Origin of the sequence: Enterobacter cloacae complex sp. SHL020 (assembly GCF_049236945.1) — a bacterium.
Taxonomy (GTDB): Bacteria; Pseudomonadota; Gammaproteobacteria; order Enterobacterales; family Enterobacteriaceae; genus Enterobacter; species Enterobacter dykesii.
Genome location: NZ_JBMKJF010000003.1, coordinates 425,673 through 450,821 on the forward strand (window position 1 = coordinate 425,673; position 25,149 = coordinate 450,821).

Sequence of the window (25,149 nt, forward strand, 5' to 3'; positions counted from 1 at the left end):
GAAAAATGATTAGTGGAGTGTTGTATGCCCTGCTGGCCGGGATGATGTGGGGGCTGATTTTTGTCGGCCCGCTGATCGTGCCCGAGTATCCGGCAATACTGCAGTCAACCGGACGTTATCTGGCGCTCGGGCTGATTGCTCTGCCCCTGGCGTGGCTGGGTCGCGCGCGCTTGCGTCAGCTCAGCCGTCAGGACTGGGGCACCGCGCTGGCGCTGACCATGATGGGCAATCTTATCTACTACGTTTGCCTTGCGAGTGCCATTCAGCGTACCGGTGCGCCGGTATCGACCATGATTATCGGCACGCTGCCGGTCGTCATCCCCGTCTTTGCGAACCTGCTCTACAGTCACCGCGATGGCAAACTGGCGTGGTCAAAAATGGCGCCGGCGCTGGTATGCACCGCCGTGGGGCTGGTATGCGTCAATATTGCCGAGCTGCGTCACGGGCAGGCGGATGTTGACCTGTGGCGTTACGGTTCTGGCATTGTGCTGGCGTTCATTTCCGTGGCGTGCTGGGCATGGTATGCCCTGCGCAACGCGCGCTGGTTGCGGGAGAACCCGGACAAGCATCCGATGATGTGGGCGACGGCGCAGGCGCTGGTCACGCTGCCCGTCTCACTGGTGGGCTATGCCGGCGCGTGCATCTGGTTAGGCCATCAACAGCCAGACTTCGCCCAGCCCTTCGGGCCAAGACCGTGGTTGTTTATTGGCTTAATGGTTGCGATTGCGGTGCTGTGCTCATGGGTGGGCGCGCTGTGCTGGAACATTGCCAGCCAGAAGTTGCCGACGGTTATCTTAGGACCGCTGATTGTCTTCGAAACCCTGGCCGGACTGCTTTATACCTTCCTGATGCGCCAGAGCGTGCCGCCGCTATTCACGGCCTGCGGGATCGCGCTGCTGGTGGTGGGGGTGGTGATGGCGGTAAGGGCGAAGCCGGAAAAACCAAAGGTCGTTCCGGCTTCAGAAGGTTAGAACGTTTCCCAGTTCCCTTCAGACGCCGCCGCTGCAGGCTGCGCTTTTGGCACGTAGGTTTTCACCGGTGCCGCTTTGACCGCCTGGTTGCGGGTGATTTTGAACACCGCCACCGCTTCGTTCAGGCGTGCAGCCTGATCTTCCAGCGCCGCCGCTGCGGCCGCAGACTCCTCTACCAGCGAGGCGTTCTGCTGGGTCACGCGGTCCATCTCGGCTACCGCCTGGCCCACCTGGTCAATACCGCGGCTCTGCTCGTCAGAGGCCGAGGCAATTTCACCCATGATGTCGGTGACGCGGGTGACCGCATTGACGATCTCTGCCATCGTCTCCCCGGCTTCGTTAACCAGCTGGGAACCCGCGTTCACGCGTTCACCGGAATCATCGATCAGCGCTTTGATCTCTTTCGCCGCCTGGGCGCTGCGCTGAGCGAGGGTACGTACTTCCCCTGCCACCACCGCAAAACCACGGCCCTGCTCGCCCGCGCGCGCCGCTTCCACCGCCGCGTTCAGCGCCAGGATGTTAGTCTGGAAGGCAATACCGTCGATCACATTAGTGATTTGCGCAATTTTGCTGGAGCTGGTGGCGATTTCGTCCATTGTACGCACCACGCCTTCAACCACGTTACCGCCCTTCTTCGCCGTCGAGGAGGCGTCCAGCGCCAGACGGGAAGCCTGACGCGCGTTATCGGCGTTCTGCTTCACGGTTGCCGTCAGCTGTTCCATGCTGGCTGCCGTCTCTTCCAGAGACGCGGCCTGCTGCTCGGTACGGGAAGAGAGATCGTTGCTGCCGGCAGAAATTTCACCGGCACCGGTGTAAATGGTATCCGCACCTTCACGCACCACGCCCACGGTGTTCGCCAGCGAGGTCTGCATCTCCTGAACGTTGCGCGCCAGGATAGCCATCTCGTTCTTACCTTCAGCCTGAATCGGCTGGGTTAAATCCCCCGCCGCAATGGCGCGAATATGGTTAATCACCTCTTCCAGAGGCAGCAGCAGCACGCGGCGCATGGCTACCCAGCTGGAAATAATCACCACAATCACCAGCAGCATAACCGCAGAAAGGATCCACAGGATGCGCTTGTAGTCGCTTTCATTGTCCTGGATGCCTTTATCGGTAAGCGTTGCCTGCGCTTCGCGCCATTCACGATAAACCGTCTGCATCGCGTTTTGCTTTTGTTCAGCATTCTGCTTGAACATATCTTCCAGGTTGCCCTGGCTCAGCAGAACGTTCATTTGCGTCAGCGTTGCAGAGTAAATGCGGTACTGCTCTTCGAGTTGGTTAGTCAGGTTCTCATCCAGGCCCGGCGTATTTGGCATGGCATAGTATTTATCGTAATGAACCTGCGCTTCAGTCAGCAGATTTTTCGCCGTGGTCACCAGCTCATTGAGCTGCCCACCGTTAATCTGAGAGGCCATGCTGCTTTGCAGACGCAGCATCCCGCGGTTCAGCGTCACGCGCGCCTGGTTCAGGCTGATCCACGCATCGGTAAACTCCGCCACGTTCTTGCTGGAGAGCTGCGACACGGTGAAGTTGTCTTTATCGTTATTCAGCGCGTTGATAAAGATACCCGCGGAAATCACTTGCATGATGCCGAGCACAAGCAGCACCGAAATCAGAAGGGTAATGACTTTTATACGTTTAAACATGCGTTGCCTTTGTTATATGCAGGTTTGTCTGACGTGGATATATCGGCAGGCGCGGCGGGTTGTTTACTGTTTCTCCACCTTTAAAAAGTTTCGAAACCACTTTCCTGAGCCCATTCAGAGAGTTAAATCAGATAATTTTTTGTGATCCGCATCTCATTTTTACCCGTCCCTCTAAAGGGTTATAGCGCTGACTTAAAGATGCATTTAATATGCATCTTAAATTATTGATGACGAGGTAACTGCTATGGCCTTTCGCGACCAACCCCTTGGCGAGCTGGCGCTTTCCATCCCTCGCGCTTCTGCGCTGTTTCGTAAATACGATATGGATTACTGCTGCGGCGGTAAGCAAACCCTGGCGCGTGCGGCCTCACGCAAGGAGCTGGACGTTGAAGTGATTGAAGCAGAGCTGGCGCAGCTGGCCGAGCAGCCCGTCGACAAAGACTGGCGAACCGCCCCGCTCGCGGAAATCATCGACCACATCATCGTGCGTTACCATGACCGTCACCGTGAACAGCTGCCGGAGCTGATCCTCCAGGCGACCAAAGTTGAGCGCGTGCATGCCGACAAACCCTCCGTACCGCGCGGTCTGGCGAAGTACCTGACCCTTCTGCACGAAGAGCTTTCCAGCCATATGATGAAAGAAGAGCAGATCCTCTTCCCGATGATTAAGCAGGGAATGGGAAGCCAGGCGATGGGGCCTATCAGCGTGATGGAAAGCGAGCATGATGATGCGGGTGAACTGCTGGAAGTGATCAAACACACCACCCACAACGTCACGCCGCCGCCAGAAGCGTGCACAACGTGGAAAGCGATGTACAACGGCATTAATGAAATGATTGACGACCTGATGGAACACATCAGCCTTGAGAACAACGTTCTGTTCCCGCGGGCATTAGCTGGGGAATAGAAAAACTAAAAACGGCAACCGAAGTTGCCGTTTTGCTTTTACCTTACGCCTGCCATACGTTTCTTACCGATAAACACCCAGCCCAGCCCCAGCGCGATAAACCACAGCGGCGTGACGATGAGTGCCTGACGGGTATCATCTTCCAGCGTCAGCAGAACCAGCACGAAGACGAAGAACGCCATGCATACCCAGCACATCAGCTTGCCCAGCGGCATCTTGTAGATCGATTTCTCATGCAGGTGCGGGCGCTTCTTGCGGTACACCAGGTATGAACAGAGGATGATGGTCCAGACGAACATAAACAGGATCGCAGAGACCGTGGTGATCATGGTGAACGCGCCAATCACGCTTGGGTTCACGTAGAGCATCACCACGCCGCCCAGCAGGCACATGCAGGAGAAGGTCAACCCTTTTGCCGGTACCGCGCGCTTCGACAACTTGGCGAACGCGCTCGGCGCCACGCCTTCCTGCGCCAGACCAAACAGCATACGGCTGGTGGAGAATACGCCGCTGTTGGCAGACGAGGCAGCAGAGGTCAGCACCACGAAGTTAATCAGGCTCGCGGCGGCAGGCAGACCTACCAGCACGAACAGCTCAACGAACGGGCTCTTGGTTGGCACCACGGAGCTCCACGGCGTCACGGACATAATGATGATCAGCGCGAAGACGTAGAACATGATGATACGCAGCGGAATAGAGTTAATCGCGCGCGGGAGAGACTTCTCGGGATCTTTGGTCTCCGCTGCCGTCGTGCCCACCAGTTCAATGCCCACGAAAGCAAAAACCGCGATCTGGAAGCCGGCAAAGAAGCCGCTAATGCCTTTCGGGAACCACCCGCCGTCATTCCACAGATGGGTAAACGACGCCTGAACGCCCGTTGGCGACTGGAAGTGGGTGAGCACCATCACCAGACCCACGACGATAAGCCCGACAATCGCCACGATTTTGATCATCGCGAACCAGAACTCCATCTCACCGAACATTTTAACGGTGGCGAGGTTCAGGCTCAGCAGCAGAACAATCACCGCCAGCGAGGCGACCCAGTCCGACAGCCCCGGGAACCAGAACTGCGCGTAGGCGGTAATCGCCACGACGTCCGCCATACCGGTGACGACCCAGCAGAACCAGTAGGTCCAGCCGGTGAAATAGCCCGCCCACGGCCCGAGCAGGTCAGAAGCGAAGTCGCTAAAGGATTTGTATTCGAGGTTCGAGAGCAGCAATTCACCCATTGCACGCATCACGAAGAAGAGCATAAAACCGATGATCATATAAACGAAGATGATCGACGGCCCGGCGAGACTGATGGTTTTGCCTGACCCCATAAACAGCCCGGTACCGATGGCACCCCCAATCGCAATGAGCTGAATATGACGGTTTGTGAGATTGCGCCGTAGCGACTGTTCAGACGTCGCCTCTTCTGTAGCGGCGACTTTGACCTGATCTACCATGTAATTTTCCTGTTTATGCCTGTCTGTGTTGTTAAGGCTCTTCTGGCCTTTAAAAACGTCAAAAAAATGACGGTCCCTTTGTAAGGGTTTATCGATATTAGGTAAGAATCGGCGGGATGAATACTATGATTTAGATATTATGTTAATAATATGTTGAAAGTGAGTGTCATATCACTCATACAGCGCGAAACAGCTCACAAAAATACACGCAACAGTTTCGTTTGCAAGATAAAATATTGATAGCACCGTAACTATAGGTTTTTACGCTATTTTCCTCTCCCCAACCGGAGAGAGGAAATAAGAAAAGTCGATTACAGAATTTCCAGCAGCTCGACTTCAAAGACCAGGGTGCTGAATGGCGGAATGGACGCGCCAGCGCCGCGCTCGCCGTAGGCCAGGTTATGCGGGATGGTCAGCTCCCATTTGGAACCGACCGGCATCAGGGTCAGAGCTTCGATCCAGCCTGCGATCACGCCGTTGACCGGGAACTCAGCCGGTTCGCCGCGCGCCACGGAGCTGTCGAACACGGTACCGTCGATCAGTTTACCGGTGTAATGCACGCGAACGTGGTCGGTACGCGCCGGGATTGCGCCGTCGCCCTGATTGATCACGCGGAACTGCAGACCAGACTCGGTGCTGTTCACGCCTTCACGCTCACGGTTCTCTTCCAGATATTTCACACCTTCGGCTGCCATCTCTTCGAAGCGCGCATGACGCACGGCGTCAGCACGTTCGTGGATTTCACGCAGCGCACGGTGCACAACGTCTACCGGAACGGCAGGCTGTTTGCCTTCCAGCGCGTCAGCGATACCCGCCACCAGCGCTTCTGGTAACAGACCTTCCAGGCCGGATTCGCTCAGCTGCTGTCCTACCTGCAAGCCGATACCGTAACTTGCCTGCGCTTCGATAGTGTCAAAAGTCGGGGTGGTCATGGGTTTTCCTTCCATCACATTTAAAGTAGCGGGCAGCATATCAGCCATGCCCTTATGGGTAAAACTTTGTCTGAAGTTAAGGTGACAAACCGCGACGAAACAGAAACAATAGAGAGAACCAGGATTAATCCCGAACTGATGTCACGGATGTCGGGTTTACTACGCCGTTCAGGCAGTTAGCAAACTATACTTCGGGGCACAGGATAAAAAATACGCGGAGCAGGAGGAGTGCCATGCCCGGGCGATTTGAACTGAAACCTACCCTGGCGAAAATCTGGCAGGCGCCGGACAATTTTCGCATCATGGACCCGCTGCCTCCTCTGCATCGCAGAGGGATCATCATTGGCGCGCTGATGGTGATCGTGGGCTTCCTGCTTCCTTCCGGGGGCGATGATGTCGATACCGCACCCGTCACCCGCAATGCTCAGCTGGATATTCAGTCGCAAACGCGGCCGCAGCCTGACGCACAGCCGATGCAAACGCAGCTTGTGACCCCGTCTAACGATCCGGGTCAGGTCGCGCCGGTTGAGCCAGAACCCATTCAGGATGAACAGCCGCAGGATCAAACCGCCGCCCCGTCTCAGCCTCAGACGCAACAGCCTACCGGTATTGAGCAACAGTGGCGTTCCTATCGCGTAGAGCCGGGCAAAACGCTGGCACAGCTGTTCCGCGACCACAATCTGCCGCCAACCGACGTTTATGCCATGGCGAAGGTGGAAGGTGCGGGTAAACCGCTCAGTAACCTGCAGAATGGTCAGATGGTACAGATTCGCCAGAATGCCAGCGGGGTGGTGACAGGGTTAACGATTGATACGGGAAATGGACAACAGGTGCTGTTTACCCGCCAGCCAGACGGCAGTTTTATCAGGGCGCGTTAAGGCCCGGTTCTGTAAAAAGCAAAACGCCGGCACAAGGCCGGCGTTTCAACGTGAGCAGAGTAAAAAATTACTCAGCTACAACGTTAACAACCAGTTTAGCGAACACTTCGCTGTGAACCTGGAAGTCAACTTCGTGCTCACCAGTGGTACGCAGAACGCCGTTCGGCAGACGAACTTCGCTCTTAGCCACTTTAACGCCTGCAGCAGTTACTGCATCAGCGATATCGCGGGTACCGATGGAACCGAACAGTTTACCTTCGTCGCCTGATTTAGACGCGATGGTAACGGTGCCCAGTGCGTTGATTGCTTCAGCGCGAGCGTTAGCAGCCGCCAGAACGTCAGCCAGTTTGGCTTCCAGTTCAGCGCGACGTGCTTCGAAAAACTCTACGTTTTTCTTGGTAGCTGGAACAGCTTTACCCTGTGGAACCAGGAAGTTACGTGCGTAACCCGCTTTAACGTTAACCTGATCACCCAGGCTGCCCAGGTTTGCTACTTTATCAAGCAGAATAACTTGCATTACCTTATCCTCTTAAAGTCGTATTAATGGACCGTGCCCGATTACTGATGACGATCAGTGTACGGCAGCAGGGACAGGTAGCGAGCGCGTTTGATAGCGCGAGCCAGCTGACGCTGGTATTTTGCACGAGTACCGGTGATACGGCTTGGGACAATCTTACCGCTTTCGGTGATGTAGTTTTTCAGCGTTGCGATATCTTTATAGTCGATCTCTTGAACGCCTTCCGCGGTGAAACGGCAGAACTTGCGACGACGGAAATAACGTGCCATATGGCTAGTCTCCAGAATCTATCAAATCAATCTGCTCGGCATGCAGAACCATTTTGCTCAGGCCGTTCTTTGCCTTGTGGCAAGAAATGAACCCCTGAACGATTACTGCGCTACCGACCGTTAAACTGTGAGTAATGGCTTGGTTTTCGTGTCCGCTAATAATAACGGGCATTTGGCACCACGCCTGCCGGTGAAACCCGGCTTCCTCTTGCACAGAACGATGCTCAAGCACGAACTGGCAATGCGGAATTCCTGATGGACTGACCTTTCGAAGGGGAGCCCTGCATACGATGCCGGACAACGCCAGACGGTTGGTCATCAGAAATTACTCTTCAGAATCCCCAGCATCAGAATCATCTGCGGTTTCGTTTGCGAAATCATCGCGACGCTCACGGCGCTCGTCTTTCGCTTTAACCATCGGAGATGCTTCGGTAACTGCGTTTTTGGTACGCATAACCATGCTGCGGATAACGGCATCGTTGAAGCGGAAGGTAGTTTCCAGCTCATCGATCACTTCCTGCGGCGCTTCAACGTTCATCAGAACGTAGTGTGCTTTGTGCAGTTTGTTGATCGGGTAAGCCAGCTGACGGCGGCCCCAGTCTTCCAGACGGTGGATCGTACCTTCTGCACCAGTGATGGCAGCAGAGTAACGCTCGATCATACCCGGAACCTGTTCGCTCTGGTCAGGATGGACCATAAAAACGATTTCGTAATGACGCATCGAATTGCTCCTTACGGATTATTCAGCCTCCTGTCTGGGTCAGCCGAGGCCCGGGGAGGCAAGGAACGTGTTAAAGGTCGGCTGAAAAATTGACGCGTCATAATACTTGCGCGCCCCTGGAAACTCAAGCTGATTGCACAAATAATTCGCACAAAGCGCGAAGCGGGTCTAAGTGGGTGATTTAAAATTGGTCACACCCGGAAGCGTTGTTTTTTTGAACAACTGCATCAGAAATGGTCACGCATCCCCGCCGGATGAGTGATTACACTTTACTCAGAGGTCACCTGAATTAAAGAAGGAGCATCCCCCCTTTCGCAGCACGTAGTCGTGGAGCGCATATCATGAAAAAAATCGCATTAGCCATAATGGCGGCGCTTTTGCTCAGTGCAAACGCGATGGCAGCCATCAAGATAGACAGCCGACAGGCCAGAAACATGGATGATGTGCAAAGCTTGGGCGTCATTTACATCAATCATAATTTCGCCACGGAAAGTGAAGCAGATCAGGCATTAAACGAAGAAACCGATGCGCAGGGCGCAACCTATTACCACGTGATGTTAACCCGTGAGCCCGGCAGCAACGGCAATATGCACGCCAGTGCAGATATTTACCGATAACGCTTTAACGCTAGCACCAGGAAAGCCAACAACGAGAACATAGCCATAGTTGACGTTGCCCCCTGCCCGGGGGCTTTTTTTTGTGAATGGCTCCGGAATACACCCGGTAAAAGAGCCCCCTGAGATCCTCCACAAGCTGGAAGATAAGGGCGTCAAAGTGCTGCGCCTTTAAAGATGCTGGCTGAAAAATGCCACTGTAGCGTCCAGCGCCGTTGGCGTGATACGGTGGCGGACGCCCGGTTCCCACAGGCAGGTCAGATTACCGTCCAGCCCTTCATTGATTAACGCCTGCTGCAGACGGAAGGTTCCCTCGGGCGGGACCACATCATCCGCGTCACCGTGCCACAGCAGCAGAGGGCGATCGGCCACGCGCGGCAATGCCCGGGTCACTTCCCACTCTGCCAGCGTCGCGGTCATTTCCGTTAAATCCTGAGGGGGAAAAAGCGTCTTCGCCAGCGATGTAAAGTAGCCCGAGCCCATCAGGCAGGCGACCGACTTCACTTCAGGATGATGCGTCATAATCCCCAGCGCCGTCATACCGCCCATTGATGCCCCGGCTACCGCCAGACGATGGTCGGCCACCAGCCCTGCCTCATAAAGCGCATCGCGCAGCCCGGTAAATTCGGTCAGACTCCCGTGCAGAATCTGCCAGAACTGACCCAGCCGCGCCTGCTCATTACCCGTAAAGCGTGCGCCGTGGTCGGGTGCATCTGGCATCACCACGCGAAAACCCGCCTGCGCCAGCGCTACCGCAAAATAACTGTAAACCAGCTTCGATGAGGTAAACCCATGATAAAAAACCACAACAGGCAGCGGTTTATCACGTTTACCCGCCGGCATCGCGTGTAAAATCTCATGGTCGCCGAGGTGGCGTATTTCAATTTCAATCATTGTCGACCCTGTGCGAATCTATGATTCATAATGTTGAGAACTGGGTTACGCTTTCGCGTCATTTTCATTCGAAATATACGTCCCAGATAACACTTCGGGAACATTCCCCCAAAACTAAATTCACAGACAACTACACTATGGCTATCAGGAAACGAGATATGGTTATGCGCAGGTTTGCTGCTTTATTGCTGGTGTTTCTGCTTAGTGGCTGTAGCGCGCTGCAGGGAACGCCGCAACCCGCTCCACCGGTCGCCGATCATCCACAGGAGATTCGTCGTAACCAGACGGAAGGATTACAACGAATGGGCACCATCTCCGCGCTGGTTCGCGGCTCTCCGGATGACGCAGAATCGGCAATAAAAGCACAGGCCGTCGCCGCCAAAGCAGATTATTACGTCATCATTATGATCGACGAAACCATCATAACGGGACAGTGGTATTCACAGGCCATTTTGTACCGTAAATAATGGTTTTCCTTTGAACGAGATTTACACTGCTTTGCGTCCATAGACATTTTCCTGTCCACAATAAACTCCACGCCCGCGTCAATGGAAGGGAGTTTATTAGCGAAGGATTGCCCGGCGGATACCGGATATATGTGAAATGGAGCTGACGATGAAACGAACTCTTGCTTTGACCTCACTGTTGCTCTCAGCAGGCCTGCTGAGCACCACCGCGCAGTCAGCAGAATTCGCCAGTGCTGATTGTGTAACTGGCCTGAATGAAATTGGCCAGATCTCCGTGAATAATATCTCGGGGAGCCCGCAAGACGTTGAACGTGTCGTGGCATTAAAGGCCGATGAGCAGGGTGCTTCATGGTATCGCATCATCCAGATGCAGGAAGATAACCATATCGATCGCTGGCGGGTACAGGCCATTCTCTACGTGTAATCTCCCTTCTGATAAAAGCCACTTATTTTTAGTGGCTTTTCGTTTTTGCAAATTTTTTATCTTATATAAAACCAATAAAGAACAATTAAATAACATTTTGTTACATTAAAACAGTAAACGTAATCCCCGCTCTGCCGTTGAAGAACCATAACTTTTCAATGATGAGCAATTTATGATCAATTTTTTCCACCGTGCGGGCCTGGGGTCGAAACTCTCGCTGCTGACGGGCGTCAGTGTCGCCACGCTGTTTCTGCTATTCACTTTTCTGCTCAGCCAAAAAGCCAGCCAGCAGCTTGAAGCCCTTGCGGTCGAAGACCTGCATAATCAGTCCACCGGCATGGTCGACATGGTGCAGATGTTTAACACCAGCCTGAGTGAAGAGGTGGAGAGCTATACCCGGCTGTTTACCACCTTTTTACCGCAGCCCCTGAACATTGATACTTCCCAACTCCAGACGATTAACGGACTTAGCGTTCCGCTTCTGAAAGGCGGAGACACCGGGCTGCATGAAAATAACACGCTTTCGGACGAGTTCCTGAATCGTACGGGAGCCATTTCGACGCTGTTTGTACGCAGCGGAAACGACTTTGTTCGCGTAGCGACCTCCCTGCGCAAAGAAAATGGCGAGCGGGCGATGGGAACCGTGCTGGATAACGCCAGCCCGGCCTTTGCCGCCGTCAACAAAGGTGAAGTCTACCGCGGCCTGGCGCTGCTGTTTGGCAAACGCTACATCACCCAGTACCAGCCGGTTAAAAACGCCGAAGGACAGGTCATTGCGATCGTCTTTGTCGGGGTGGACATCACCCACTCCTGGAACGTCATGCGCGAGAAAATCCTCAACCGCCGCCTGGGCGAGAGCGGTCACTTCTTTGTGCTGGATCGCAGCAACGGCAAAACGCGCGGGCAATACCTGTTCCATACCAGCGAAGAGGGACAGCTGCCGAAGTGGGACGGCGCGACGCAACAACAGCTTCTGAGTGACAAACCCGGCACGCTGGAGCGCGTAAGCGACAACGGCCGCACGCTGAAAATGGCGTATACCCCGCTGCCAGGCTGGAACTGGACTATCGTGGGCGAAGTGGATAAATCGGTGCTGCTCTCAAACGTCAACGCCATGCGCGATCGTTTCCTGCTGGCCGGCGTGGTCTTATCCATCCTTTTTGCTGGCCTGTTCGTGGTCATTATTCGCCGCGTGCTGACCCGACCGCTGCGCAATGTGATCCATCTTGCCCGTCAATATGCCGCAGGGGATCTCCGTTCCAGCCTGCCGGTTACGCGTCAGGACGAAGTTGGCCAGCTGATCGATGCTATCAACGGCATCGGCGGTGGCCTGCAAAAAATTGTCCTGCAGGTCCGTGAGGCCGCAGGCGAGATCCATTTGGGCACCAACGCGCTGGCCGCCGACACTGGCGAGATTTCAGAGCAGATCAACAAGCAGGCCAGCAGCGTGGAAGAGACATCTGCCAGCATGGAGCAGCTGGCCGCCACCGTGCAGCAAAATGCCGCCAACATGGAGCAAACGCAGCAGCTGGTGGGTGAAACCTCGCTCGCGGTCCATCAGGGCGGTGAGACGGTCACCCACGCGGTATCGACCATGGACGATATTCGCGAAGCGTCAAAACGCATCGAAGACATCACGCGAGTGATCGAATCCATCGCTTTCCAGACCAATATTCTGGCGCTGAATGCGGCAGTGGAAGCGGCCCGCGCAGGCGAGCACGGAAAAGGGTTTGCGGTAGTCGCGCAGGAAGTTCGCGCCCTGGCGGGACGCAGCGCTAACGCGGTGAAGGAGATTGAACAGCTGATTGGCGATACGCTCAGAAAAGTGAGTGAGGGTCATGCGCTGTCTGAAAGGACGCGCCTGGCGATGGATGACATCATCATTCATATCGATAACATCAGCCAGCTGGTCACCGAGATTAACCATGCCTCACGCGAGCAGTCCGCCGGTATCGGCCAGGTGAACCTCGCCATGACCCACATAGGCGAAGCGTCGCATATCAATGCCGATCGCATCTCACGCAGCGAGCAAACCGCTCAAACGCTGCGCGAGAAGGGTTCACACCTGGCTCAGCTGGTGAGCCTGTTCCAGCTAAAAGGCTAGCCGACTCTGCCCGTGGCGCGCAGCAGCAGGTCACTTTGCACCTGCTCGCTCATCAGCGTACCGCCACGGGTGTCCAGCATCATGCGGCACCACGCCTGTGCCACCGGGGGCGACGCGTGCCGCAGCATCTGGCTCCCGGTACCGAGCAAGAAAAGCTGCTGCGCGATCTCCCGCCCCTGCGCCTCCTGCGGTTTACGCAGTTTTTGCTGAAGCTGTCGCCAGCTGCGGTCGAAGTGTCTGTCCTGCCCTTTCACCTGCGCAAACTCGTCGGCAAGCAGATCGTGAATGCCGGGCTGCTTCGCCAGCACGCGCAGCACGTCCAGGCACATGATATTACCTGACCCTTCCCAGATGCTGTTCACCGGCATCTCGCGGTACAGGCGGGGAAGTTCGCTCTCTTCGCAATATCCGATCCCGCCCAGCACCTCCATCGCCTCCGCGACAAATGGGATGCCCGCTTTACAGACGCTAAATTTCGCCGCCGGGGTAAACAGCCGCGCCCAGGCGGCCTCTTGCGGATCGGCACGCTTGTCCCACGCGCGGGCCAGGCGGAACAGCAGCGCCGTTTGCCCCTCCAGCACCAGCGCCATCCGGCTTAATACCTCGCGCATTAAAGGCTGATCGATGAGGTTTTTGCCGAAGGTCTGACGCTGATGGGCATGGTACAGCGCCACCGAGAGCGCCCGACGCATCAGTCCGTGGCTGCCCAGCGCGCAGTCAAATCGCGTCAGACCGCCCATTTTGAGGATCTGCCGTACCCCTTCGCCCTCTTCCCCCAGCAGCCAGCCGGAGGCGTCAAGAAACTCCACCTCGCTGCTGGCGTTGGAGCGGTTTCCGAGCTTGTCCTTGAGGCGCTCCAGCCGGACGGCGTTGCGCTGTCCGTCAGGCAAAAAGCGCGGCACAAAAAAGCAGGACAGCCCGCCTTTCGCCTGGGCCAGCACCAGATGCGCATCGCTTTGCGGGACGGAGAAAAACCATTTATGCCCCACCAGCCTGTAGCTGCCGTCGCTGCATTTTTCCGCTTTGGTGGTATTGCTAAGCACGTCCGAGCCGCCCTGCTTTTCCGTCATGCCCATGCCGATCAGCAGGCCGCGCTTTTGCGCACCGGGAGCAAGATGAGGATCGTAGCGATCGCTGAGTAGCGGCGTCAGCCAGTCGTGAAATATTTTGGGGAGCGCCTGCTGCAGCAGCGGCGTGGCGGCGAACGTCATGGTGACCGGGCAAAGCGTGCCTGCCTCCACCTGCGCATGAAGCACAAAGCGTGCGGCCCGAGCGACAAACGACCCTTTACGCGCCTCCTCTTCCCACGCCAGGTTATGCACGCGGTTGGCGCAAAGCCCCTGCATCAGCAGGTGCCATGCCGGGTGAAAGCGGACGTCATCCAGCCGCTCCCCGGTGGCGTCATAGCGTAACAGCTCGGGCGGGTTGACGTTTGCCAACCGGCCCAGCTCCAGCGACTCTGCGGTGCCTAACTGCTGCCCGATGCTGGCGAGCAATTCGATATCCCATTCGGCACCCTCACGCGAGACTGCGTCACGCAGCGCGCAGTCCGAGAGAAAAAGGTTGCTGTTAGAGAGTGGTGCAGGTTGATTGAAAACAGTATGGGTCTGCCAGTGCATGCTGTCTCCCTCCTTCAGTGGCAATGACGATAAGTATGGACAGACCGCGCTCGCGCTGCATGGGAGGGGAGTCACACGTTCACGATCCCGCTGATATCATTCGTGAAATAGCTCACAGAACATAAGAATAAACTATTTCATGGCTTCGCTTTTGTTGAATAATTTATTCTTACCCTTTTCAGTGAGGATCGTTATGAAACCGGACGCGCACAAGCGAGCATTAATTGCAGGCTCCATTGGTAACTTTATCGAGTGGTATGAGTTTGCGGTCTACGGTTTTCTGGCGACCGTCATTGCGAAGAACTTCTTCCAGCTTGAAGGGGAAGCGGGGCTTACCAGCCTGATCCTCACCTACGCCTCGTTTGCCATCGCCTTCTTCTTCCGCCCGCTGGGTGCAGTGGTGTTTGGCCGTATCGGCGACCGGATTGGCCGTAAGCCGACGCTAATCATTGTGCTGGTATTGATGACGCTCGCTACCGCCGCCATCGGCGTCGTGCCGGTCTATGCCAGCATCGGGATTGCCGCGCCGCTCATTATTACGCTGCTGCGCATCCTGCAGGGGCTGTTCGCGGGCGGCGAGTACGGCGGTGCGGTCTCGCTGATGACCGAGTTCGCCCCGCGCGGCAAGCGTGGGCTTTATGGCGCGTGGCAGTCCTTTACCGTGGCGCTGGGGCTGTTAGCGGGTGCAGGCATCGTGGCGCTACTCTCCGCCCTCCTCACGCCTGAAGCCCTGCACGAGTGGGGCTGGCGTATTCCTTTCTTCCTGGCATTACCCATGGGCGTCGTTGCGCTGTGGCTTCGCGTCAGCATGGAGGAGACGCCCAGCTTTGTGCAGCAGCAGGACAAACCGGCTGTCGCTCAGGCGGATACTGCCGCCACGCTCCGGGCCATCGTGATGGGGATTGGCCGCGTGATGGTCTGGTCTGCGGCGGGGTACACCTACCTGGTGATTATGCCGACCTATCTGCAGTCGGCGCTGCACACCGGGTTTAACCAGGCGCTGCTGATTGCGGTGATTTCGAACGTTGGGTTTGCGCTGACCATCATTCCGTCGGGGATCCTGAGCGACCGGATCGGGCGCCGCACGGTGATGATTATCGCCGCCGCGCTGCTGCTGATCCTCGCCCTGCCGCTGCTGAAAATCCTGCAGGCGGAGTCGAGTACGCTGGCGGTGAAGGCTGGTGTGGTACTGATTGCGGGCGGTCTGGTGGGCATGCTGGCGGGGCCGGGCCCGGCGATGCTCTCTGAGATGTTCCCGACGCGCGTGCGCTATACGGGGCTGGGGCTGGCCTACTCGTTGTCGAACGCGATCTTCTCGGGATGCGCAGGGCTGATTATTACCGGGCTGATTAAGCAGACGGGTAACCTGGATATTCCGGCGTATTACGTGATGGCGACGGCGGTAGTGAGTATTTTCGCGCTGATGACGCTGAGGAAGGATGACCATTTGCGGTCGTTAGAAGAGTGAGGTTGTCACCGTCTGGTGCCCTCACTCCGCCCCTCTCCCAACGGGAGAGGGAGAAAACACAAAAGGCCGTCCTGTGGACGGCCTTGCTGTTTATTCTCCGCGCTGACGCACCGCTTCAAACAGGCAGATGCCCGTCGCAACGGAAACGTTCAGGGACGACACGCTGCCCGCCATCGGGATGCTGATCAGCTCGTCGCAGTGCTCGCGGGTGAGACGACGCATGCCTTCGCCTTCCGCACCCATCACCAGCGCCAGACGGCCGGTCATTTTGCTCTGGTACAGAGTATGATCCGCTTCACCGGCGGTACCGACGATCCAGACGTTCTCTTCCTGCAGCAGACGCATGGTACGCGCCAGGTTAGTCACGCGGATCAGCGGAACGTTTTCCGCCGCGCCGCAGGCCACCTTCTTCGCCGTCGCGTTCAGCTGCGCGGAGCGATCTTTCGGCACGATCACCGCGTGCACGCCCGCCGCATCGGCGCTGCGCAGGCACGCGCCGAGGTTGTGCGGATCGGTAACGCCGTCGAGGATCAGGAAGAACGGGTTATCCAGCCCGGCAATCAGATCCGGCAGATCGTTTTCCTGATACTGACGACCCGGCTTCACGCGGGCAATGATCCCCTGGTGAACCGCGCCTTCGCTTTTCTCATCCAGGAACTGGCGGTTCGCCAGCTGGATCACCACGCCCTGCGCTTCCAGCGCGTGGATCAGCGGCATCAGACGCTTATCTTCACGCCCTTTCAGAATAAACACTTCCTGAAAACGCTCCGGTGCGCGCTCGAGAAGGGCCTGCACCGCGTGGATGCCGTAAATCATTTCACTCATTGATGGTTCTCGTAATAAGTATTTCCCCTCCCCCCGCTGGGGAGAGGGTCAGGTTGAGGGGAGAATTTACTCCGCCTGCTTTTTCTTGGCCGCGCGCTTCGCTTTGGTGGCGGCAGCGATTTTCTGCGTTTTCGCGGACGGTTTTTTCGCTGAACGGGCTTCTTTCTTCGCCGCCTTCGGCTTCTGTTTCTTCTCGCCGCGGAACGCGCTGTCCGGCTCGAAGTTTACCTTCTTGCCCGCCTGACGACGTTTACCGCCGCCCGGTTTACCTTTACCGGTTTTTTTCGCCCTTTCACGCTCGGTTTTACCGACGTTACGCGGGGCGCGCTCGCTGGAGATCAGGCTGAAGTCGATTTTACGATCGTCCATATTCACTGCTTCGACCTTCACTTCCACACGGTCGCCCAGACGATAGGTCTGGCCGCCAGATTCGCCAATCAGGCGCTGGCCGACCTGGTCGAAGCGGTAGTAGTCGTTATCCAGGCTGGAGACGTGCACCAGACCGTCGATGAACAGCTCGTCCAGACGAACGAAGAAACCAAAGCCGGTCACGCTGGCGATCACGCCTTTGAAGACGTTACCGACCTGATCGAGCATAAAGTCACACTTCAGCCAGTCCGCCACGTCACGTGTTGCTTCATCGGCACGACGTTCGGCCATGGAGCAGTGCTGACCCAGCTGCAGCATCTCTTCCATCGAATAGTGGTAGCCGCCGGTTTCGGTGGTGTTCCCTTTATGGCCCTGCTCCTGCGCCAGCAGATACTTGATCGCACGGTGCAGAGAGAGGTCAGGATAACGACGGATCGGCGACGTAAAGTGGGCGTAAGACTGCAGCGCCAGGCCGAAGTGGCCGCGGTTTTCCGGATCGTAAATCGCCTGCTTCATAGAGCGCAGCAGCATCGTCTGCAGCATTTCTGCGTCAGGACGGTCGCTAATGGATTCAAGCAGCTCGGCGTAATCGCGCGGCTCTGGCTTGTTGCCTCCGGGCAGTTCCAGACCCAGTTCAGCCAGCACGGAGCGGAACGACGTAATAGCTTCCGTGGTCGGCTTATCGTGAATACGGAACAGCGCAGGCTCTTTGGCTTTCTCTACGAATCGTGCCGCCGAGATGTTCGCCAGAATCATACACTCTTCGATCAGCTTGTGCGCATCGTTACGCTGGGTCTGCTCGATACGCTCAATGCGTCGTTCTGCGTTGAAAATGAATTTCGCTTCTTCGCTCTCAAACGAGATCCCGCCGCGCTCTTCGCGCGCCTGATCCAGCGTTTTGTAGAGGTTATGCAGCTCTTCGATGTGTTTGACCAGCGGCGCGTATTGTTCGCGCAGATCCTGGTCGCCCTGCAGCATATGCCAGACCTTGGTATAGGTCAGACGGGCGTGCGAGCTCATCACAGCTTCGTAGAACTTGTAGCCGGTTAAGCGCCCTTTGGTGGAGATGGTCATCTCGCAAACCATACAGAGGCGGTCAACCTGCGGGTTCAGGGAGCACAGGCCGTTAGACAGCACTTCCGGCAGCATCGGCACGACCTGGGACGGGAAGTAGACCGAGGTACCGCGGCTGCGGGCTTCATTATCCAGCGGGGTGTGCGGACGAACATAGTAGCTTACGTCTGCAATAGCGACCCACAGGCGCCAGCCGCCGCCGCGTTTTTTCTCGCAGTAGACGGCGTCATCGAAGTCGCGGGCGTCTTCACCGTCGATCGTAACCAGCGGCAGGGAGCGCAGATCCACGCGGCCCACTTTGGACTCTTCCGGCACTTCTTCGCGCAGGCTTTCGATCTGCTCTTCAACCGCTTTCGGCCAGATGTACGGAATTTCATGGGTACGCAGCGCCATATCAACGGCCATGGTAGTGCCCATATTGTCGCCAAGTACTTCGACGATTTTACCTACCGCTTTAGTGCGACGGGTTGGGCGCTGGGTGAGTTCCACCACCACCACAAAGCCCATGCGGGCGCCCATCACCTCTTCAGGTGGGATCAGAATGTCGAAGCTCAGACGGCTGTCGTCCGGCACCACGAAGCCCACGCCCGCGTCGGTAAAGTAGCGGCCGACGATCTGGCTGGTTTTTGGCACCAGAACGCGTACCACGCGCGCTTCGCGGCGGCCTTTACGGTCCGCGCCCAGCGGCTGGGCCAGGATCTGGTCGCCGTGAATGCACATTTTCATCTGTTCAGATGAGAGGTACAGATCGTCCTTACGGCCTTCCACGCGCAGGAAGCCGAAGCCATCGCGGTGACCAATGACGGTCCCTTTCAGCAGATCGAGGCGTTCTGGCAGCGCGTAGCACTGGCGGCGGGTAAAGACCAACTGCCCGTCACGCTCCATCGCGCGCAGGCGGCGGCGAAGGGCTTCAATTTGCTCTTCACCTTCAATGTTTAATTCAACGGCAAGTTCTTCACGATTGGCGGGTTTTTCGCGTTTTGTTAAGTGTTCAATGATGAACTCGCGGCTGGGAATAGGATTCGCGTATTTTTCGGCTTCGCGTTCCTGGAAAGGATCATGTGACATGTCGGTTCCTCCGTTGTCAGCTCCGGTGGAAATTTTCTTCATTCCACCAGCAATAATTTATAAAGCGGTTGATTCTCTTCAACCAAATCGGCCAGCGTGTAGTTATCCAGTTCCATGAGAAAACTTTGCACGGCCTTTGAAAGCGCCTTTTTCAGGCGGCAAGCGGGCGTGATGTGGCAGAACTCGCTGCTGCAGTTCACCAGAGACAACGGCTCCAGTTCACGTACCACATCGCCAACACGAATACTCTGTGCCGGTTTACCGAGACGGATCCCACCATTCTTCCCTCGGACGGCAGCAACGTATCCGGCACGACTAAGTTGATTGATTATTTTGACCATATGATTACGGGATACGCCGTAGACCTCTGTCACTTCAGAGATACTGGTCATCTTCCCCTCGGGTAACGACGCCATGTAAATCAGCGCACGTAAGCCGTAATCGGTGAAACTTGTTAACTGCACATCAACCTCAGGAAAAAGGGAAAACGCGGTTAAACCGCAGAGATATTCATTAATGATGATAAACCAGCCAGATAGTGAGCGGCTAATTTATTTGACAGACGGGGCGAAAAAGCGGAGATCCAGGAGCGGTCGCCGGATGGCGCTACGCTTATCCGGCCTGCGGGTCTCCCCGCAGGCCAGCAGTCACGAAGATTATGCGTCGAACGGGTCGCGCAGGATCATCGTTTCAGTACGATCCGGGCCGGTAGAAATAATATCGATCGGCACTTCGGTCAGTTCTTCAATGCGCTTGATGTAATCCAGCGCCGCCTGCGGCAGGCCGCTACGCTCTTTCACACCGAAAGTGGTCTCAGACCAGCCCGGCATGGTTTCGTAGATTGGCTCAATGCCTTCCCAGTCGTCAGCAGCCAGCGGAGTGGTGGTCACTTCGCGGCCATCTGGCATACGGTAGCCTACGCAGATTTTCACTTCTTTCAGGCCGTCCAGTACGTCCAGCTTGGTCAGGCAGAAGCCAGACAGGGAGTTGATCTGCACTGCACGACGCACTGCAACCGCATCCAGCCAGCCGGTACGACGACGACGACCGGTGGTCGCGCCAAACTCGTTACCCTGCTTGCACAGGAACTCGCCGGTTTCATCAAACAGTTCGGTCGGGAATGGACCCGCACCCACGCGAGTGGAGTACGCTTTGATGATGCCCAGGACGTAATCCACATAACGTGGACCCAGGCCGGAGCCGGTCGCCACGCCACCTGCAGTGGTGTTAGAGGACGTTACGTAAGGATAGGTACCGTGGTCGATGTCCAGCAGCGTACCCTGCGCACCTTCGAACATGACGAAATCGCCACGCTTGCGCGCCTGGTCCAGCAGATCGGACACATCAACAACCATACCGGTCAGAATATCAGCGATCGCCATGACGTCATCCAGCACTTTCTGGTAGTCAACGGCGTCAGCTTTGTAGAAGTTCACCAGCTGGAAGTTGTGATATTCCATCACTTCTTTCAGTTTTTCAGCGAAGGTTGCTTTGTCGAAGAGGTCGCCCACGCGCAGACCGCGACGTGCAACTTTATCTTCGTAAGCCGGGCCGATACCACGACCGGTGGTACCGATCGCTTTCGCGCCGCGCGCTTTCTCACGCGCGACGTCCAGCGCCACGTGATAATCCAGGATCAGCGGGCAGGCTTCAGAGAGCAGCAGACGCTCACGAACAGGGATACCACGGTCTTCCAGACCTTTCATCTCTTTCATCAGCGCAGCAGGAGACAGCACAACGCCGTTACCGATGATGCTGGTGACGTTATCACGAAGAATGCCTGATGGAATAAGATGGAGGACGGTTTTTTCACCGTTGATTACGAGAGTATGGCCTGCGTTGTGACCGCCCTGGTAGCGTACAACATATTTAGCCCGTTCAGTCAGAAGATCAACAATCTTCCCTTTACCTTCGTCACCCCATTGGGTGCCCAGTACGACGACGTTGTTACCCATTTTTTTCAAAATCACCGTTTGCTTAAAAATGGATTCTACCATCGCTTTTTCAGATATACAGCACTTTTTGACCTCAAAATACGCCGATTGCGCCTACTTTTTGATCAGCCAATCGTTTTCCTCAACATGTAGTAGATCACAATGCCCGCAACCACAAGACCGCCACCAAAACGACGTAAAATATTATCCGGCAGCTGGCTCATCGTGGCGATCATCCGGCGCCAGGCGCGCGGATAAAGCATCGGTCCAAGACCTTCCAGCACCAGGACCAGGGCTAGTGCGAGCCAGATCGTTGAATTCATTTTTATTCCTTATAAAAGAAAACCACCGCTCCGTTAAGAGCGGTGGTTTGAATACTCAAACGGGCCTGAGTTTATCGCGTTGCGTTAGTCGGCGTCTTCATATAACGGAAGAAATCGCTGTCCGGGCTGAGCACCATCACATCCTGGTTGCTCTGGAAGCTATTCTCGTAAGCGCGCAGGCTACGGATAAAGGCGTAGAAGTCAGGATCCTGGCTGAAGGCATCCGCGAAAAGCTTCGCCGCTTCGGCATCGCCTTCACCGCGCAGGATACGGCCCTGGCGCTCAGATTCCGCCAGCGTCTTGGTGACTTCGTAGTCCGCTGCAGCACGCAGCTTCTCAGCCTCTTCCTGGCCCTGTGAACGGTGACGACGGGCTACCGCTTCACGCTCGGCGCGCATACGGTTGTAAATCGCCTCGGACACTTCCACCGGCAGGTTGATCTGCTTAATACGCACGTCAACGACTTCGATACCCAGCGCAGCCATACTGTTCGGGTTGATCACCGGCACTTTACCGTTGGTCTCCGCCTGAACGCGTTCAGCCGCTTTGGCAATCGCATCATCTGCTGCCGGCGTTGAAACTTCATCTTCCGTGCCCGCTGTACCGGAGTTCAGCGCATCGCGTACTTCCAGGGTCAGACGACCACGGGAGTCGGTCACGATGTCTTTCACATCAAGACGACCAATCTCGGAACGCAGGCGGTCAGAGAACTTACGTTTCAGCAGCACTTCTGCCTGAGAAACGTCACCGCCGCCCGTCGCCAGGAAGTAACGGCTGAAATCGCTGATGCGCCATTTGATGTAGGAATCAACGATCAGGTCTTTCTTCTCTTTGGTCACGAAACGGTCGGCCTGGTTATCCATGGTCTGGATACGCGCATCAAGCGTTTTCACGGACTGAATGAAAGGCACCTTGAAGTGCAGACCCGGTTCGTAAATCACCGGGCGTTTGTCGCCATCACGCACGACGCTGCTGAACTGGAACTTAATCCCACGCTCGCCTTCTTTCACCACAAAGATCGAGGTATAAAGCGCGACCAGTACGATGACGATGATCGCAATAACTGACTTACGCATCCTTATTCCCCCTGACGCTGGTAGTCGTTACGCTGCGCGTTAGCACGGCGTTGGTCCATAATGTCACCATCGTTCGAAGAAGGCGTTGTGTTCGTGCTGGCGCTGCCCGTTGAGGCTGGCGGCAGACGTAGCAGGTTATTCGCTCCGCTGGTGTCGCCTTTCGCTGCTGGTGCAGAACCGCCTTTCAGCATCTGATCCAGCGGCAGAACCATCAGGTTTCCACCTTTACTGTCGTTAACCAACACTTTGCGGGTGTGGCTCAGCACTTTTTCCATGGTCTCGATATAGAGACGCTCACGGGTAATTTCCGGTGCCGCTTTATATTCCGGCAGGATCTTCGCGAAGCGGGCCACTTCACCCTGAGCTTCCAGGATGGTCTGGGTCTTATACGCGCGCGCTTCTTCCAGAATACGCTGCGCCTGACCGTTAGCGCGTGGCTGAACTTCGTTGGTGTACGCTTCTGCTTCACGGATGTACTGCTGTTCGTTTTCACGGGCAGCAATCGCATCATCAAATGCGGCTTTCACCTCTTCCGGCGGACGCGCAGCCTGGAAGTTGACGTCCAGCAGGGTAATACCCATGTTGTACGGACGAATGGTCTCTTCCAGCTCGCGCTGGGTATCGCTACGAATAACGGTACGACCTTCGGTCAGAATACGGTCCATGGTGTATTTACCGATCACACCGCGCAGGGCGCTATCGGTCGCCTGACGCAGGCTGTCATCGGCGCTGGTCACGCTAAACAGATAACGCTCAGGATCGGTCACGCGATACTGCACGTTCATCTCAACGCGCACCACGTTTTCGTCAGAGGTCAGCATCACGCCAGAGGCGGCCAGTTCACGGACGGATTCCACGTTAACCGCGGTCACGTCATCAATGAACGTCGGCTTCCAGTTCAGACCCGGCTCAACCAGATGGCTGAACTTACCGAAACGGGTGACTACGCCGCGTTCTGCTTCTTTAATGGTGTAGAACCCGCTGGCTGCCCAGATGATGACTACCGCAGCGGCCACGATGCCCACTACGCGGCCACCCATTGGCGGGCGCGAGCTCTGAGTGGAATTGCCACCCGAGCCAGAACCTTTTCCTCCGCCAAGGCCACCAAGCTTCTTGCTCAGTTTGCGGAAGATATCATCCAGATCCGGCGGCCCCTGCTCGCGACCACCTTTATTGCCATTTCCCTCAGAGTTGCCGCCAGGTTTGCTGCTTCCCCACGGGTCGCGGTCTTGTCCGTTATTACCGGGCTGATTCCACGCCATGTATATGCTCCATATTTGTTATGCAAGGGCGAATTATTCAGGCATCCCCTTTCTGATCAGACGATATAGTCGACCAGCGCAGGTTCTTGTTTACAGAGGCGACGCCAGTCAACGATCGGCATACGCACCTGCATCCCCACGCTGCCGTCATCCTCCATCCACTCTTTTTCTATCGCCTGAAGCTGATAAAACCGGCTGCGCAGCCTGCCTTCCTGTGGCGGCAGTCGCAGCGTGTGCTGAGCTACCTCACCGGAAAGACGTTCTGTCAAAGCCTGGAAAAGCAGTGGCACACCAATACCGGTCTGGGCAGAAAGCCAGACCCGAATCGGTTTGTTTTCTTCATCTCTGTCGATACGCGGTTCGAAATCGTCCAGCATATCGATCTTATTCATGACCAACAGCGTGGGGATCTCGTGGGCGTCGATCTCTTCGAGCACCACGTTCACCGCGTCGATGTTCTCCTGCACGCGCACGTCTGCCGCATCAATCACGTGCAGCAGCAGAGTCGCCTGTCGCGTCTCCTGCAGGGTGGCTTTAAACGCCGCCACCAGGTCATGCGGCAGGTGGCGGATAAACCCTACGGTATCCGCCAGCACCGTTTCACCGACGTCTGCAACGTCAATACGGCGCAGCGTAGGGTCCAGGGTCGCAAACAGCTGGTCTGCGGCATACACCTGGGCCTCGGTTATCTGGTTAAACAGGGTGGATTTACCGGCGTTGGTATAGCCCACCAGCGACACCGTCGGGATATCGGCTTTGGTTCGCGCCCGACGCCCCTGTTCGCGCTGTTTCTCTACACGTTCCAGACGTGAAAGGATCTGGGTAATTCGGCCACGCAGCAAACGACGGTCGGTTTCGAGCTGGGTTTCACCCGGGCCGCGCAAACCAATCCCGCCTTTTTGTCTTTCAAGGTGTGTCCAGCCACGCACCAGACGCGTTGCCAGATGGCGCAGCTGCGCCAGCTCAACCTGCAGTTTCCCTTCGTGGGTACGTGCACGCTGAGCAAAAATATCTAAAATCAAACCCGTGCGATCGATAACACGGCATTCGCAAAGGGCTTCCAGGTTGCGCTCCTGGGCTGGAGACAGCGCATGATCAAACAACACGACTGACGCGCCAGTTGCTTTTACGGCATCCGCAATTTCGACTGCTTTACCTTCACCAACAAAATACTTTGGGTGCGGCGCTTTACGGCTACCGGTAATCACCTGCATTGCTTCGACACCGGCGGAAGAGACCAGAGATTCAAACTCCTGGAGGTCTTCCATATCTTTGTCTTGCGAAAAATAGATGTGTACCAGCACCGCCTGCTCACCGGCATCATAACGGTCAAACAAGC

The 25,149-nt window shown here is 56.2% G+C and carries 25 protein-coding genes; 8 read left to right on the top strand and 17 right to left on the bottom strand.

What is annotated here, in order from left to right; all coding sequences use genetic code 11:
* Positions 1-5: 5 nt before the first annotated feature.
* Positions 6-971 (top strand): DMT family transporter, encoded by a 966-nt coding sequence (locus ACOTZB_RS10825; RefSeq protein ID WP_214577369.1) that lies wholly within the window; start codon positions 6-8, stop codon positions 969-971.
* Here the strand turns inward: ACOTZB_RS10825 and ACOTZB_RS10830 are convergent.
* Positions 968-2,617, bottom strand: coding sequence for a methyl-accepting chemotaxis protein (locus ACOTZB_RS10830; protein ID WP_126328970.1), 1,650 nt, complete (start codon positions 2,615-2,617; stop codon positions 968-970). The two genes, ACOTZB_RS10825 and ACOTZB_RS10830, sit on opposite strands and share 4 nt — an antisense overlap.
* 244 nt (positions 2,618-2,861) lie before the next feature.
* Between ACOTZB_RS10830 and ytfE the strand changes: the two genes are divergently transcribed.
* Positions 2,862-3,524, top strand: a complete 663-nt coding sequence (ytfE, locus tag ACOTZB_RS10835) for an iron-sulfur cluster repair protein YtfE (RefSeq protein ID WP_246946924.1) — start codon at positions 2,862-2,864, stop codon at positions 3,522-3,524.
* 38 nt (positions 3,525-3,562) lie between these two features.
* On the opposite strand, the gene cycA is transcribed toward ytfE, so the two are convergent.
* Complete coding sequence (cycA, locus tag ACOTZB_RS10840) at positions 3,563-4,972, bottom strand: D-serine/D-alanine/glycine transporter (RefSeq protein WP_421627119.1); 1,410 nt, start codon at positions 4,970-4,972, stop codon at positions 3,563-3,565.
* A gap of 311 nt (positions 4,973-5,283) precedes the next feature.
* Positions 5,284-5,904 carry an FKBP-type peptidyl-prolyl cis-trans isomerase gene (gene fklB, locus ACOTZB_RS10845; RefSeq protein ID WP_421627120.1) on the bottom strand — a complete coding sequence of 207 codons (621 nt, stop codon included), beginning with the start codon at positions 5,902-5,904 and terminating at the stop codon, positions 5,284-5,286.
* Between the two features lie 233 nt (positions 5,905-6,137).
* On the opposite strand from fklB, the gene ACOTZB_RS10850 reads away from it, so the two are divergent.
* Positions 6,138-6,782 (top strand): LysM-like peptidoglycan-binding domain-containing protein, encoded by a 645-nt coding sequence (locus ACOTZB_RS10850; RefSeq protein WP_421627121.1) that lies wholly within the window; start codon positions 6,138-6,140, stop codon positions 6,780-6,782.
* Between the two features lie 67 nt (positions 6,783-6,849).
* On the opposite strand, the gene rplI is transcribed toward ACOTZB_RS10850, so the two are convergent.
* Genes rplI through rpsF form a run of 4 tightly spaced genes read right to left on the bottom strand, consistent with a single transcriptional unit; the run spans position 6,850 to position 8,289 of the window.
* Positions 6,850-7,299: a 50S ribosomal protein L9 gene (gene rplI / locus ACOTZB_RS10855; RefSeq protein ID WP_024907318.1), complete on the bottom strand. Its 450-nt coding sequence runs from the start codon at positions 7,297-7,299 to the stop codon at positions 6,850-6,852.
* A 41-nt stretch (positions 7,300-7,340) separates the two neighbouring features.
* On the bottom strand, positions 7,341-7,568 hold the full coding sequence (gene rpsR, locus ACOTZB_RS10860) for a 30S ribosomal protein S18 (RefSeq protein WP_000135199.1): 228 nt from the start codon (positions 7,566-7,568) through the stop codon (positions 7,341-7,343).
* A 4-nt stretch (positions 7,569-7,572) separates the two neighbouring features.
* The gene (gene priB / locus ACOTZB_RS10865; protein WP_008502895.1) at positions 7,573-7,887 is read right to left on the bottom strand and encodes a primosomal replication protein N; all 315 of its coding nucleotides are present in this window, start codon (positions 7,885-7,887) and stop codon (positions 7,573-7,575) included.
* 6 nt (positions 7,888-7,893) lie between these two features.
* Positions 7,894-8,289: a 30S ribosomal protein S6 gene (gene rpsF, locus ACOTZB_RS10870; protein ID WP_014068637.1), complete on the bottom strand. Its 396-nt coding sequence runs from the start codon at positions 8,287-8,289 to the stop codon at positions 7,894-7,896.
* A gap of 341 nt (positions 8,290-8,630) precedes the next feature.
* Here rpsF and yjfY point away from each other — a divergent pair, with 341 nt between their 5' ends.
* A complete protein-coding gene (gene yjfY / locus ACOTZB_RS10875; RefSeq protein ID WP_010427445.1) occupies positions 8,631-8,906 on the top strand; it encodes a DUF1471 family protein YjfY in 276 nt (91 codons plus the stop codon).
* A 168-nt stretch (positions 8,907-9,074) separates the two neighbouring features.
* On the opposite strand, the gene yjfP is transcribed toward yjfY, so the two are convergent.
* The gene (gene yjfP, locus ACOTZB_RS10880; protein ID WP_421627122.1) at positions 9,075-9,797 is read right to left on the bottom strand and encodes an esterase; all 723 of its coding nucleotides are present in this window, start codon (positions 9,795-9,797) and stop codon (positions 9,075-9,077) included.
* Between the two features lie 137 nt (positions 9,798-9,934).
* On the opposite strand from yjfP, the gene bsmA reads away from it, so the two are divergent.
* From bsmA to ACOTZB_RS10895, 3 genes are all read left to right on the top strand, one after another.
* Positions 9,935-10,264: a biofilm peroxide resistance protein BsmA gene (bsmA, locus tag ACOTZB_RS10885; RefSeq protein WP_029740376.1), complete on the top strand. Its 330-nt coding sequence runs from the start codon at positions 9,935-9,937 to the stop codon at positions 10,262-10,264.
* Between the two features lie 136 nt (positions 10,265-10,400).
* Positions 10,401-10,688, top strand: a complete 288-nt coding sequence (gene yjfN, locus ACOTZB_RS10890; protein WP_032665074.1) for a DUF1471 family protease activator YjfN — start codon at positions 10,401-10,403, stop codon at positions 10,686-10,688.
* 172 nt (positions 10,689-10,860) lie between these two features.
* Positions 10,861-12,792, top strand: coding sequence for a methyl-accepting chemotaxis protein (locus ACOTZB_RS10895; protein ID WP_421627123.1), 1,932 nt, complete (start codon positions 10,861-10,863; stop codon positions 12,790-12,792).
* Here the strand turns inward: ACOTZB_RS10895 and ACOTZB_RS10900 are convergent.
* Entirely contained in the window at positions 12,789-14,411 is a 1,623-nt protein-coding gene (locus tag ACOTZB_RS10900) for an isovaleryl-CoA dehydrogenase (RefSeq protein ID WP_421627124.1), read from the bottom strand. The genes ACOTZB_RS10895 and ACOTZB_RS10900 overlap by 4 nt on opposite strands.
* A gap of 193 nt (positions 14,412-14,604) precedes the next feature.
* Here ACOTZB_RS10900 and ACOTZB_RS10905 point away from each other — a divergent pair, with 193 nt between their 5' ends.
* On the top strand, positions 14,605-15,879 hold the full coding sequence (locus ACOTZB_RS10905; RefSeq protein WP_421627125.1) for an MFS transporter: 1,275 nt from the start codon (positions 14,605-14,607) through the stop codon (positions 15,877-15,879).
* Between the two features lie 90 nt (positions 15,880-15,969).
* On the opposite strand, the gene rlmB is transcribed toward ACOTZB_RS10905, so the two are convergent.
* From rlmB to hflX, 8 genes are all read right to left on the bottom strand, one after another.
* On the bottom strand, positions 15,970-16,704 hold the full coding sequence (gene rlmB / locus ACOTZB_RS10910) for a 23S rRNA (guanosine(2251)-2'-O)-methyltransferase RlmB (protein ID WP_047652020.1): 735 nt from the start codon (positions 16,702-16,704) through the stop codon (positions 15,970-15,972).
* A gap of 66 nt (positions 16,705-16,770) precedes the next feature.
* Positions 16,771-19,215, bottom strand: coding sequence for a ribonuclease R (gene rnr, locus ACOTZB_RS10915; RefSeq protein ID WP_421627126.1), 2,445 nt, complete (start codon positions 19,213-19,215; stop codon positions 16,771-16,773).
* 38 nt (positions 19,216-19,253) lie between these two features.
* A complete protein-coding gene (gene nsrR / locus ACOTZB_RS10920; RefSeq protein ID WP_023334253.1) occupies positions 19,254-19,679 on the bottom strand; it encodes a nitric oxide-sensing transcriptional repressor NsrR in 426 nt (141 codons plus the stop codon).
* Between the two features lie 192 nt (positions 19,680-19,871).
* Complete coding sequence (locus ACOTZB_RS10925; protein WP_024907332.1) at positions 19,872-21,170, bottom strand: adenylosuccinate synthase; 1,299 nt, start codon at positions 21,168-21,170, stop codon at positions 19,872-19,874.
* Between the two features lie 104 nt (positions 21,171-21,274).
* Positions 21,275-21,472 carry a DUF2065 domain-containing protein gene (locus ACOTZB_RS10930; protein WP_003855996.1) on the bottom strand — a complete coding sequence of 66 codons (198 nt, stop codon included), beginning with the start codon at positions 21,470-21,472 and terminating at the stop codon, positions 21,275-21,277.
* 71 nt (positions 21,473-21,543) lie between these two features.
* Complete coding sequence (hflC, locus tag ACOTZB_RS10935; RefSeq protein WP_023334250.1) at positions 21,544-22,548, bottom strand: protease modulator HflC; 1,005 nt, start codon at positions 22,546-22,548, stop codon at positions 21,544-21,546.
* 2 nt (positions 22,549-22,550) lie between these two features.
* The gene (gene hflK, locus ACOTZB_RS10940) at positions 22,551-23,810 is read right to left on the bottom strand and encodes an FtsH protease activity modulator HflK (RefSeq protein WP_023310137.1); all 1,260 of its coding nucleotides are present in this window, start codon (positions 23,808-23,810) and stop codon (positions 22,551-22,553) included.
* Positions 23,811-23,866: 56 nt separating this feature from the next.
* The gene (gene hflX, locus ACOTZB_RS10945; protein ID WP_023310136.1) at positions 23,867-25,147 is read right to left on the bottom strand and encodes a ribosome rescue GTPase HflX; all 1,281 of its coding nucleotides are present in this window, start codon (positions 25,145-25,147) and stop codon (positions 23,867-23,869) included.
* Positions 25,148-25,149 lie beyond the last annotated feature (2 nt).

Bases quoted from the DNA above. Each gene is read 5' to 3' on its own strand.
- ACOTZB_RS10825 (WP_214577369.1), top strand. From the start codon at position 6: ATGATTAGTGGAGTGTTGTATGCCCTGCTGGCCGGGATGATGTGGGGG.
- ACOTZB_RS10830 (WP_126328970.1), bottom strand. From the start codon at position 2,617: ATGTTTAAACGTATAAAAGTCATTACCCTTCTGATTTCGGTGCTGCTT.
- ytfE (WP_246946924.1), top strand. From the start codon at position 2,862: ATGGCCTTTCGCGACCAACCCCTTGGCGAGCTGGCGCTTTCCATCCCT.
- cycA (WP_421627119.1), bottom strand. From the start codon at position 4,972: ATGGTAGATCAGGTCAAAGTCGCCGCTACAGAAGAGGCGACGTCTGAA.
- fklB (WP_421627120.1), bottom strand. From the start codon at position 5,904: ATGACCACCCCGACTTTTGACACTATCGAAGCGCAGGCAAGTTACGGT.
- ACOTZB_RS10850 (WP_421627121.1), top strand. From the start codon at position 6,138: ATGCCCGGGCGATTTGAACTGAAACCTACCCTGGCGAAAATCTGGCAG.
- rplI (WP_024907318.1), bottom strand. From the start codon at position 7,299: ATGCAAGTTATTCTGCTTGATAAAGTAGCAAACCTGGGCAGCCTGGGT.
- rpsR (WP_000135199.1), bottom strand. From the start codon at position 7,568: ATGGCACGTTATTTCCGTCGTCGCAAGTTCTGCCGTTTCACCGCGGAA.
- priB (WP_008502895.1), bottom strand. From the start codon at position 7,887: ATGACCAACCGTCTGGCGTTGTCCGGCATCGTATGCAGGGCTCCCCTT.
- rpsF (WP_014068637.1), bottom strand. From the start codon at position 8,289: ATGCGTCATTACGAAATCGTTTTTATGGTCCATCCTGACCAGAGCGAA.
- yjfY (WP_010427445.1), top strand. From the start codon at position 8,631: ATGAAAAAAATCGCATTAGCCATAATGGCGGCGCTTTTGCTCAGTGCA.
- yjfP (WP_421627122.1), bottom strand. From the start codon at position 9,797: ATGATTGAAATTGAAATACGCCACCTCGGCGACCATGAGATTTTACAC.
- bsmA (WP_029740376.1), top strand. From the start codon at position 9,935: ATGGCTATCAGGAAACGAGATATGGTTATGCGCAGGTTTGCTGCTTTA.
- yjfN (WP_032665074.1), top strand. From the start codon at position 10,401: ATGGAGCTGACGATGAAACGAACTCTTGCTTTGACCTCACTGTTGCTC.
- ACOTZB_RS10895 (WP_421627123.1), top strand. From the start codon at position 10,861: ATGATCAATTTTTTCCACCGTGCGGGCCTGGGGTCGAAACTCTCGCTG.
- ACOTZB_RS10900 (WP_421627124.1), bottom strand. From the start codon at position 14,411: ATGCACTGGCAGACCCATACTGTTTTCAATCAACCTGCACCACTCTCT.
- ACOTZB_RS10905 (WP_421627125.1), top strand. From the start codon at position 14,605: ATGAAACCGGACGCGCACAAGCGAGCATTAATTGCAGGCTCCATTGGT.
- rlmB (WP_047652020.1), bottom strand. From the start codon at position 16,704: ATGAGTGAAATGATTTACGGCATCCACGCGGTGCAGGCCCTTCTCGAG.
- rnr (WP_421627126.1), bottom strand. From the start codon at position 19,215: ATGTCACATGATCCTTTCCAGGAACGCGAAGCCGAAAAATACGCGAAT.
- ACOTZB_RS10925 (WP_024907332.1), bottom strand. From the start codon at position 21,170: ATGGGTAACAACGTCGTCGTACTGGGCACCCAATGGGGTGACGAAGGT.
- ACOTZB_RS10930 (WP_003855996.1), bottom strand. From the start codon at position 21,472: ATGAATTCAACGATCTGGCTCGCACTAGCCCTGGTCCTGGTGCTGGAA.
- hflC (WP_023334250.1), bottom strand. From the start codon at position 22,548: ATGCGTAAGTCAGTTATTGCGATCATCGTCATCGTACTGGTCGCGCTT.
- hflK (WP_023310137.1), bottom strand. From the start codon at position 23,810: ATGGCGTGGAATCAGCCCGGTAATAACGGACAAGACCGCGACCCGTGG.